The sequence below is a fragment of the Streptomyces swartbergensis genome, assembly GCF_002148965.1.
Lineage (GTDB): Bacteria > Actinomycetota > Actinomycetes > Streptomycetales > Streptomycetaceae > Streptomyces > Streptomyces swartbergensis.
Genome location: NZ_NGFN01000433.1, coordinates 1 through 6,568, shown reverse-complemented (window position 1 = coordinate 6,568; position 6,568 = coordinate 1). Strand labels below are relative to the sequence as shown.

The 6,568-nt window shown below is 68.0% G+C and carries 8 protein-coding genes; 3 read left to right on the top strand and 5 right to left on the bottom strand.

The window, feature by feature from the left end:
- Nucleotides 1–606 precede the first annotated feature (606 nt).
- From CA983_RS39050 to CA983_RS39040, 3 genes are all read right to left on the bottom strand, one after another.
- Complete coding sequence (locus CA983_RS39050; protein ID WP_086605449.1) at nucleotides 607–1,074, bottom strand: nuclear transport factor 2 family protein; 468 nt, start codon at nucleotides 1,072–1,074, stop codon at nucleotides 607–609.
- 18 nt (nucleotides 1,075–1,092) lie between these two features.
- Nucleotides 1,093–2,040 (bottom strand): pyridoxamine 5'-phosphate oxidase family protein, encoded by a 948-nt coding sequence (locus CA983_RS39045; protein WP_086605448.1) that lies wholly within the window; start codon nucleotides 2,038–2,040, stop codon nucleotides 1,093–1,095.
- A 109-nt stretch (nucleotides 2,041–2,149) separates the two neighbouring features.
- A complete protein-coding gene (locus CA983_RS39040) occupies nucleotides 2,150–2,698 on the bottom strand; it encodes a carboxymuconolactone decarboxylase family protein (protein ID WP_086605447.1) in 549 nt (182 codons plus the stop codon).
- A 139-nt stretch (nucleotides 2,699–2,837) separates the two neighbouring features.
- Between CA983_RS39040 and CA983_RS39035 the strand changes: the two genes are divergently transcribed.
- Nucleotides 2,838–3,458: a CGNR zinc finger domain-containing protein gene (locus CA983_RS39035; protein ID WP_086605446.1), complete on the top strand. Its 621-nt coding sequence runs from the start codon at nucleotides 2,838–2,840 to the stop codon at nucleotides 3,456–3,458.
- 340 nt (nucleotides 3,459–3,798) lie between these two features.
- Entirely contained in the window at nucleotides 3,799–4,239 is a 441-nt protein-coding gene (locus tag CA983_RS39030) for a DUF2267 domain-containing protein (protein WP_086605445.1), read from the top strand.
- Nucleotides 4,240–4,543: 304 nt separating this feature from the next.
- On the opposite strand, the gene CA983_RS39025 is transcribed toward CA983_RS39030, so the two are convergent.
- Nucleotides 4,544–4,747: a cold-shock protein gene (locus tag CA983_RS39025; RefSeq protein WP_086605444.1), complete on the bottom strand. Its 204-nt coding sequence runs from the start codon at nucleotides 4,745–4,747 to the stop codon at nucleotides 4,544–4,546.
- A gap of 435 nt (nucleotides 4,748–5,182) precedes the next feature.
- Nucleotides 5,183–5,401 carry a hypothetical protein gene (locus tag CA983_RS39020; protein ID WP_143645697.1) on the bottom strand — a complete coding sequence of 73 codons (219 nt, stop codon included), beginning with the start codon at nucleotides 5,399–5,401 and terminating at the stop codon, nucleotides 5,183–5,185.
- A gap of 301 nt (nucleotides 5,402–5,702) precedes the next feature.
- Between CA983_RS39020 and CA983_RS39015 the strand changes: the two genes are divergently transcribed.
- Nucleotides 5,703–6,284, top strand: a complete 582-nt coding sequence (locus CA983_RS39015; RefSeq protein WP_086605442.1) for an SMI1/KNR4 family protein — start codon at nucleotides 5,703–5,705, stop codon at nucleotides 6,282–6,284.
- Nucleotides 6,285–6,568 lie beyond the last annotated feature (284 nt).

Here is a 6,568-nt window from a genome sequence, read left to right as displayed (position 1 = left end):
CGCCTGGCTAGATCCCCGCCACGAGGACCCCGACCAACTGCGCACATTGCTCACCCCGCCCGCAGGCGGCCACCTGAACGCCCGCCCGGTCCCCACCACCGTCAACGACGTCCGCAACAACGGCCCGCAACTGCTGGAGGAGATCGCCCCGTAGCCCCGGCACCAGGTACACGTTGATGAGCTGATCACGGGTCTCTTCCGCCGGCCAGGAATCCCCGCGTCGCCGACCCGCTGTAGATCCGCCTTCGAGAGGGAGGCCAGGTCACCCGCGCCGCCTGGGCATGATCTCCGCAGCCTGGCTGATACCGCTGCCCGGCTGTGACCATGTCCCGAAGGGCGACGCGCCCGATCTGGTCGCCCAGGTGACCCGGGATGCGCCCGCCAAACGGCGCGGGCACCGGGACGGCACACACCGTTGCCGTACCGCGGCCCTCTACAGCAGCCAGGAGTCCGTCTGGCGCAGCCACCGCCGCATGACGCGCCTGAGAAAGTCACGCCCCTCCCACTCCAGGGAAAGACCTACGAACGCGCCGATGCGGGAAGAGGGAGAACCGCAGTGACGTACGAGGGCTGAGGCTGACGCCGGCCCGGGGGCCGTGCGGTGGTTCAGGCGAGGGGAAGGTTGTGTCCGGGGCTGCGCTCGGCTTCGGAGCGGGGGCCGAGGTAGCGGCGGTCGGCCTCGCTGATGGGCAGGTCGTTGATGCTGGCCTCGCGACGGCGCATCAGGCCGTTGTCGGCGAACTCCCACAGTTCGTTGCCGTAGGAGCGGAACCACTGGCCTTCGGCGTTGTGCCACTCGTACTGGAATCGGACAGCCAGGCGGTTCTCGCGGAAGCCCCACAGGCTCTTGCGCAGGACGTAGTCGAGTTCGCGCTCCCACTTGGTGGTGAGGAACTCGACGATCTTGTCGCGGCCGGTGAGGAACACGTCCCGGTTACGCCAGGCGGAGTCCTCGGTGTAGGCGAGGGCGACCCGGTGCGGGTCGCGGGTGTTCCAGGCGTCTTCGGCGGCTTGGACCTTGGCCTGGGCGCTGTCGAGATCGAACGGCGGAAAGGGCGGGCGCGCGTCGGGCATGGGAGAGCTGTCCTTCACTCACTGTTCGGATGGCTGGTCGGTCAGCGGCGGGTTGTCGGGGGCGGCGGTGACGGTGTCGGCTTGCAGCGGCAACAGCCGGCCGGCCACCAGCCGCTGGGGGGTGAAATGGACGCGGCGGCCGGTGCGGTCGTCGTCGCCGGGGGTGCCCGGCCGGGTCCATTCCAGGGCAGCCCGGCCGGACAGGTGCAGGGTGCGGCCGGTGGTGAAGTCGCAGAAGAGCAGAGCGGCCGCGGGGTTGGCCTCGAGGTTGCCGAGTGTGTTGAACATGTTGTTGCCCCAGTAGTCGGGCCACCACAGCCTTCCGTCCTCGGCGCGGACGAATCCGGGGGGCCCGCCGCGGTGGGAGGCGTCGTTGCCGCGGGCGGGATGGGTGGTGCCGATCAGGAAGGTGTCGGAGCGGCGGATCAGGTCGATGTCGTCCTGCGTGAGGGTGATGCCGTGCCGCACCGGCTCCGCGCCGGAGGGGGCGACGGGTGCGGGTTCGAGGTGGCGGCGCTGGATGTACTGCGGGCAGTTGCCGTACGCCTGCTCCACGTCGATGTGCAGCCCGCCGCTCCCGGTGCGGGACAGAGTGCCGTTGATCCGCAGGCGACGGCGGGCGGCGAACTCGATCACGATCAGCCCCACCGGCTGATCCGTCGCCAGTTGATGAAGCGGGTCGCCCTCGGCGGGCAGCGTTCGCACATCGAGGGCCGTCGGCGAGGTGACGCGGAGAAACCCGGGCGGACCGGTGAGCGGGGAGATCCACAGCACGCCGGTCGCGTCGCGGGCGGTGATCGCCGCGAAGGTCCTCTCCGCCAGGAATCGCATCACGCCGCCCCGCAGCTGGGCGGGGGCCAGCATGCCGGAGAGCCGAGCTGCGTCCCTGGCCACGCCCGCATGACGCTGCACCGCCAGCTCACCTTCGTGGAACTCCGCAGTGGTGGTGTGTACCGGGTCGGTCATCGTTCTTCCTCCCAGGTGCTGCCGTGGAGCGCTGAGGGGCGGGCGAGTGGGTGGCCGTCGGCCCGACCCCGGCTGGGGGTATGAGGACGGGCCGCGGGACGGGCGCGGTTCAGGCCGCGATGCGCGGGGTGACCACGGGCCAGTCGTTGTCGACCTTGGCGAGGAGGTTGAAGTAGTTGGTCAGGACGTTCAGGGCCAGGTGGCCGACGACCTCGCCGATCTCGGCGTCGGTGGCGCCGGCGTCACGCGCGTCCTGCACAGCGGCGTCGTCGACCTGGCCGTGGCCGCGGGCGATGGCGTCGGACAGGGTCAGCAGCGCCTGGGTGTGCGGGTCGGATGCCTTGGCGTCCCGGGCCGCCTCCAGCTCGACAGCGTCGATCTTGGCGATGTTCGCACCGATGTAGGTGTGGGCCGACAGGCAGTACTCGCAGCCGTTGTACTCGGCGGTGGCCAGCGCGAGACGCTCACGGACCGGGGCGGTCAGCACGCCGCCGGCCAGCGCACCCGACAGAGCCAGGTAGCCCGTGAGCAGCGCGGGGCTGTTGGCCATCACCTTGGTCATGTTCGGCGTCAGGCCGAGAGTCTTGTGCACGTCGGCCAGCAGCTCGGCGGCCTTGCCGGTCGCGGTGGCGGGCTCGACGGGGGCGAAACCGGTCATGAAAGGAGCACTCCTTCATCACTTTGTTTCTGACGCTTGTGTACGCCTTCAACCATTAGAGGAACCATGACACGCACCTGCTCCCATGTCAACGGATGGATGCGACTGCAACCATTAGAACTGCGATAGCCTCGATGGCATGACCACGAACGCCCCGCTGCTGGACGAGCCGCTCCCGGTGGAGTTGATGAACACCATCTGGGCCGACCGGGACGGCGTGCACGACGCGCTGCGTGACCCGGACGGCACGAGGTCCTGGCTGCACGCCGTCTCCCCCCGCGTCGACTTGATGACGCCGGACGACCTCGACGCCCTCACCGCCGCTGACCTCGACCGCCTCGGCGACCGGCTGATCAGCCTGCGTGACGCTCTGCGCCGGCTGGCCGCCGAGGCCGTCCAGGACCCGCGCCCCGCAGCCGCGTCCCGCACCCGCGATCTGCAGGCAGCCGTCACCGTGCTCAACAAGGCCGCCGGCGACACACCTCACTGGTCGGCGCTGTCCTGGACGCCCGGCCAGGCACCCTCACGCCACACCCGCACCAGCGGCCAGGCGGCCTCCGCCGCCGCCTCCGCCATCGCTGAAGAATCAATCGAGCTCTTCAGCCAGGACGCCCGCCGCCGGCTGCGCGCCTGCCTGGCCCCGGGATGCGTCCTGTACTTCCTCAAGGACCACCCTCGAAGGGAATGGTGCTCCGCAGCCTGCGGCAACCGAGCCCGCTCCGCCCGCCACTACCAGCGCCACCGGCGCACCGACACCTGACAGGCCCCCACCCTGCCAGGACCGGGCGTCCTGCACTCCGGACATAGGGATTGCCCCTCGCGCTGACTGAGACGCTCAGTCGACCCGGTCGAAGACCTCTTGTCGACTCATACGGATGCCGGTCTCCGGCGGCACCCAACCGCCAGTAGCCGTAATCCCAAAGGCTGAGTGGTACAAACAGAGTGAGGCCCGCCTGCGAGGCGGTATCGGATGACGCAGAGGCAGGGACTCGGCATGTAAGCAGATCAGCCCGGCTGACCATGGTGGCGGCGCCGCCGCCGAGCAACGGCCCGGGCCGCCGCAACGCAGGTCGGCCTGGCATCGACCAGGGAGGAACACCATGCGCATGCAATGGGACGAGTTCCTGGCGGCCGTCCAGGAGCGGGGTGAATACAGCACACCGCAGGAGGCTGAGCGAGCCGCCCGAGTCGTGCTCGCCCTCCTGGGCGCACACCTGGTGGGGGAGACACGTGCCGAGCTGGCAGCCCAGCTCCCTGAAACCTTTGCCATGGTGCTGCTCAACCCGCTCCAGGCGCACGAACCGCTGTCGCCGGAGCGGTTCGTCCGGGCCACAGCGGCATGGATCGAGGGAGCCACCGAGAAGACAGCGACCTGGGACGTCAGCGCAGTGCTCAGCGTTACGGCCGATACCGCAGGCGAAGACCTGACGAACAGAGTCCTCCTGCAGTTGCCCCCAGGCTATGACCTGCTCTTCGGCCGACCGCAGACCTCCGCCCCCCGAGACGACGAGTCGGAGCCCGCGCCGGCATCTGAACAGTGATCTCTCGGCACGCGCGCCCTGGGCTTCGCGCACTGTCCACAACCTGTGAGCAAGGTGCGACGGACAGTACGCCGCTCAAAGCCCCGGACTGTCGCCCCCGCGCTGCCCGGCTGAGGAGCCCAACGACGCGGGAGCCACGTCCAGGGCGGGTATATGCGCTGAGCGACACCCCACGGCAGGCCGAGGCGCTCACTGTTCGCGCGATTGCATGCCAGCACCCGACCGGTTGCCTGCCACGCCGCTGAGGCGCCAATGCCCGGCGTTCCGGGTGCGGACGCCGGGCATCATCGGGACGGGGGTGCGGTCAGGCGGGCCGGATGTTCTCCGCCTGCGGGCCCTTCTGGCCCTGGGTGACGTCGAACTCGACCTTCTGGCCCTCGTGCAGCTCGCGATACCCCTGGCTGGCGATGTTGGAGTAGTGGGCGAAGACGTCAGGGCCGCCACCCTCCTGCTCGATGAAGCCGAAGCCCTTCTCGCTGTTGAACCACTTGACAGTGCCCTTGGCCATGATGGTCTCCTTCGAGGGAAACCGGGCCCGCACCTTGCGTGCCCGGGAGGTGATCGCCCTGGTCCGGAGAGGTGCTGAACAGCAAGAACGCCCGTGATTCGATCACGGGCGAACGGGAATTCGGAACCACGACTACTCTCCACAACGCTATACCGACCTGACGGCAGCCGCTAGGGAAACGCGCCGGGACCAGTGGTCCACCCGTCGCCGTAGATCCGGCATCGGCCACCGTGCCGACCGGGTACCTTCGTCCCGCGCCGTTGAACCTCGGGCCACAGGCCCGATGCCCGACGGCATCACCTAAGGCGCTCCTCAGCAGCGACAGGAAGCGGCTTCACAGGCGCCAACCCGAACAGGTCGCTGTCCAGAGACAGTCGTGGGTGCAGCCGCATGGCACCGCCGCGCCCAGGGCGATAGACGAAACGGCCTGGCCCTTCACTGCGAGGGCGAGCGCTCTTCCCCGCCAAGGAGGTCACGGCTGTCGGGCTTTCCGGAGACCGGTGGGGCGCTCACCCCATCAAAGGCCAGACCGTGCATCATCGCCGCATGGGAGCGAATCGAACCGATCACCCCCACAAGTTGCTCGCGCAGCACCTGGCAGCCGCCGAATGGGCCTTCCGTCACAGGTACGCCAAACCGTCCCAGGTCACTCATGATCACCGCGTCCTTTCAATCGCCACTTCACCGCCTCCATCTCTCAGGGGAACCGGTCCGCAACCGCCAGCATCACAGCGGCGACAACCGTCACCACTGAGCAGATGACCATCGCAGCCCGGCCCCGCTGAGTTGCTGTACGGACGACGAGGTACTGGTCGTTCCGCCCGAACGATCGGGTCTCCTCACTCCGAGCTCCCATACCCCGCCCAACGCACAACCCGAGGCCGCGGCATTGGGACCATTACCGTCATCACACGCTTGGTCCAACACACCGGCTGCGACAACGAAGGAGCGGAACATGTCGGTTGAAGAGTCCTGGGAGAAGATCGAACAGTGGATAGTCCGGCATGCACCGGACGAACCTGCTTTGCCAGGGCCGTGCACTCCCTCGGGCATCCAACAACTTCATGATCAGCTCGGGGTACGCCTACCGGAGGACGTGGAACGTTCCTTGCTCTGCCACGACGGCTCCGGCACCACCACGATCATCCCTCCCGGCTTCACGCTGCTCGGCACCGAAGACATTCTTAAGAAGCGCGCATCATGGCTACGTTTCGCCATGACGGACGACAGCAACCTGCGCGAAACCGATAAACCCTTCATCGTGCCCATAGCCGCTCTGAGTAGCAACATGCTCCTCGTTGACACCAGAACGGGAAAGCTGGGCTCGTGGGACATCGAGAGCCCCTACTCGTCCGACGCGCAACTTCCCGGGGAAACTTTGTCGTCGGTTCTCGATTTCATCGGGAACCTACTCGCCTCGCCGCGCCCTTGGATCGCAATACTGCCGGGTGATGAGGAGTGGGAGGCCACGGACGCCCATCCGGACCTTCCCCGAACGTTGTGCTGGACGGAGGACGAGCTGCCCGCGCCCCAATGAGCCTTTCCCGGTAAAGGGTCGTCGCTCGTGATCGCGAGGCTGGCGCTGCGGCCCTCGCATCCCCGAAGTCGGGGCAGGAGTAAGGGGTCCTTGCAGTATGAGCGCCCGGCGAGGTCGCGTGGTCTGGTGCCGTGCATTGCAAGGCGCCGGAGAGCCCTCGTAGCGGAGCTACTAACTTGATCTTTAACCTGTGCGGCGGGGTCGTGGGGTCGTTGTCTTCTTGGTTCGTTGTTTCGCAGTGCCTGATTTGCGGACTGTGTGCACGTCGTGGCGTGGGGTGGGCC